The sequence below is a fragment of the Clostridium sp. genome (assembly GCF_021443865.1).
Taxonomy (GTDB): domain Bacteria; phylum Bacillota; class Clostridia; order Clostridiales; family Clostridiaceae; genus Clostridium.
The window spans coordinates 34,022-37,954 of the sequence record NZ_JABUTB010000011.1; the positions used below are offsets into that span (position 1 = coordinate 34,022).

1 protein-coding gene is annotated in these 3,933 nt (G+C 28.7%); it reads right to left on the minus strand.

Annotated features, from left to right (window positions below; genetic code table 11):
* A partial coding sequence (locus HUJ77_RS03230; RefSeq protein WP_291707135.1) for a Cna B-type domain-containing protein occupies positions 1-3,728 on the minus strand: 3,728 nt, incomplete at its 3' end.
* Positions 3,729-3,933 lie beyond the last annotated feature (205 nt).

A 3,933-nucleotide genomic window follows, 5' to 3' on the forward strand; every position in this document is an offset into this window, starting at 1 on the left:
TTTGTAATTGTATAATTATTAGATACAGTAGCTTCTCCACTAGATGTATATCCATTAATGCTATCTTCTTGTACTGTATAAACGTACTCTGTACCATCTGTAGAATATTTAGGAAGATTCTCAAATACATAAGATTCTTTTCCATTTTCCTTTACTCCACCCTTTAATGTAACAACTTTATCTGTAAGTTCTACTCCATTTTGATAAAGATGTAATGTTATTGATGGCACTTCTGAATCCTTAGAAATTCCTTCCCATACTTTATTAAAGTTTATATCTACAGTAGCTTCGCTATCAAATATATTTTCAATTATATAGCCATTCTCGCCTGAAATTATATTATTTTTATAACCTTCTACACCTTCAGCTAATACTTCTACAACAGTGTATACATATAATTCTCCTGTTGGAGCATATTTATCTAACTTTTCAAATGTATATGTGTAGTTATTTTCATTATCTAAGATTACACTCTTAATTTCTTTTCCATTTTGATTTAATACAATCTTAACTTCTGGAACAATATTATTATTAGGGTCTACATTTACCCATTGCTTAGTAACCTTAACTGATGTTTCTCCTGGAGTATAGGTATTTATAATATTGTAGCTTCCATTATGTGAGCTAGTATATCCATCAACAGAACTTTCAACTACACGATATTGATATTCATTTCCATTCGGACAATACTTCGGTAAATCTTCAAATTTATAAGTATTTTTTCCTTCTTTTAAAGTAATAGTTTTTCCTGTTGATTTCCAATCTTCTCCATCAATTAAACTTTCTAAAGTAATTGTTATATCTGGAACCTTATCTTTAGCTTGGGCTTTTATACCTTCCCAAGTTTTTTGTCCCATTACAGTTATAGTTCCAGGTGTAAATTTATTAGTAATCTCATAATTATTTGCTGAATTACCTTCACCACTAGATGTATATCCATGAACACTATCTTCAATTACTGTATATACATATTCTTTACCTTCAGTAGAATATTTAGGAAGATTCTCAAATACATAAGCTTCTTTTCCCTCTTGTTTTACGCCACCATTTAATGTTAATACTTTATCTGTAAGTTCAACACCATTTTGATAAAGGTGTAATTTAATTGAAGGAACTTCTTCACCTGCAGGAACACTTTCCCATTTCTTTATTCCTGAAATGCTAATCTTTGTATTATCAAAAGTATTTGTTATAGTTATGCTTCCATCATTATTTTTTACTTGACTGCTAGAGTAACCAACTGTTCCTTCTTGCATAACTTCTTTAACAGTATAGTTATATTCAACCCCTGATTTCTCATATTTAGGTAAATTCTCAAAAGTAAAACTAAATTTATTATCACTGCTTAAAACTTGATCTCTATATTCTTCTCCATCTTGATAAAGTATTACTCTAACTGTTGGTAAAACATCATTATAAGCATCTACATTTATCCACTCTTTATTTACTTTTAATGAAGTACTTTCAGGAGTGTATTTATTAGTAATATTAAAATTATCATTATATATAGTCGCATAACCGTCTACATGAGCTTCTCTTACACGATACTTATAATCCTTTGAATTTGTAGCTGTCTTTGGAAGATTACTGAAATTATAATAAAGTTCTCCACTCCTTAATTCAATAGTTTGTACATCTTCTATAGCATTTTCATCGTTCCAATTATCTGCTGTAGTTCTTTGTAAAGTAATTCTTATAGTTGGAACAAATTCATGAATATCACCAAAATCATCAATCCAAGTTTTATGTCCTATAATGTCTATAATTTCAGGATTATATGAATTAGTAACTAAATATTTATTTTCATTTTTATCAAATGAAATAGCTAAATTATATCCATTTACTTTATCTTCTTGCACTGAATAATTTATTACCTTACCATTTTCATCTACATATGGAAGATTATTAAATGCTCCTGCCCATTTAGTATTAGAAGTTAAAACTAAAGTATTATCAGTTGCCTCATTATTCTTATAAAGTCTTATAGTTACACTTTCAGGTAATTCTGTTTGACCTTCTGGTAATCCAGTCCACTTCTTTTCAACAGAAATATTTCTAACTGTTGGATAGTTTATTATTGTATCACCTAATGATTCATCCTTAGTAACTTTTCCATAAGATACTTTTACATTCCATGGTCCTGCTGCTACATAGCCATTAGGTGCTGTTTCAGTTAATGTATATACCCCTGCTGGGATATTTGTTAATGATACATTACCATTTTCATCAGATTTAGCTGTCATTGTTACTGACTTTCCAGAACCAGTAGCAGTTCCTGTAAGTGTAAATTGTACATTAGCCATAGCTTCATTTTTTTCATTAACTTTTTTGAAGCTAAGATTTCCAAAGGAAGCCTTTACCTTAGGAATATTAAAATTAGCATGTTTTAATTCTACACTTTGGTCTTGTCCTTGTTTTGAGAATAAATAATAATCTAATATTGTTTCTCCATTTGTACTAACATTAGTATAATTAAAATTTTCCTTAGTTGTATCTAAAGCAATCTTATATTTTAATGTATAAGTGTACTTTGTATTTCCTCCATCTGTTTTACTTTCTACTGGAGTACTCTTCTTTATATCCCATGTTAAAGTATTACTTTCATTATCAAAGCTATAAACATTTTTATTTCCTTCATCTATAACTCCTTTAAAAATAACATTTTCTCCCATAGGGTCAGTAACTTTCCAAGCGTCAGAACTTAAAGCAATTAACTTGCTGATTTTTTCAAATTGCTCAGTTAATTCTGAGGCATTATTAGCTAAGAAATTACTATCTGCAAAAGTTGCCATCCAATCACTTGGATTTAGTTTAGCTTTACCATTTTCATAGTAATAATCTACTGGTGTAGTTGAAAATGCAATAGTATATAAATTTGTTCCACCATCTTTAATAGTTTTAGAAATATTATTTGCATTTGCAGATACTCCATTTACAGTACCACCTACAGGCTTCCAAGTGCTCATTTCTGAATGTTCAAAACTTCCACTTGTTTTACCTGACATACTCTTAATACTATCTCTCTCATTATTAGTAGCATAGGCAGTAGGACAACCATCTGTTAATAAAATAATATTAACATTTTCTATTCCCTCAAGAACCTTACTATTTTTCCCATCATTTACAATGTTGTTAGCCATTAATAATGCACCTTCAACATTTGTCCAACCACTAGGATTAGTAATTGTATTTACTTTTGATGTTGCTGTACTTAAATCATTTGTATTTGTCACATTAAACCATTGGTTTCCATTGTTACTGTAAGTTTCATTTTTTACATCAGTAGCAAAAGATACAATAGAAACTAATCTTTTAGCATCACTTCCAACTTTGACATCAGCAAACTTTGTCAAAAAATTATTTGCTGCTGTCTTCATAGCCTGAAAACGAGTAATACCTTCTGATGTTTTTTCATTCATACTTGTTGATCTATCCAGAACTAATACTGTAGCTGCATCTGGTGATATATTTACATTTTTTATATCTTCTTCTGTAGTTACTTGTAGAGTTATTTCAAACTCATTTTCAGCATCAGTTCCTTCAATGATTTTTGATGTAGTAACATTGTCATTAGCCACTGTATTAATTCGGCCTTTATCAGTTATTTGACTATTACTATTGATAGTTGTTTTACTTTCAGCTTTTACCTTTGTTTCATGGCTTGAAAAAGTAATACAACTAGTTAGTAAAGTAACTGAGAGAATGCTACTAACAATTCTTTTTACCATAATATCTCATCCCCCTATTAATTTTTTTAGAAATAATAGTTATAACTTTTATTAAATTAATTATTAATAAAAAAATTTAACTTTCTCTCATATATATATCTATATTTATACACCATTTTTATCTTTTTTTTACATTAAAGGTATGAAATTAAAATATAGGGAATGAATTGATTATCTAACAAAAACAAAAATATTATTTAATATA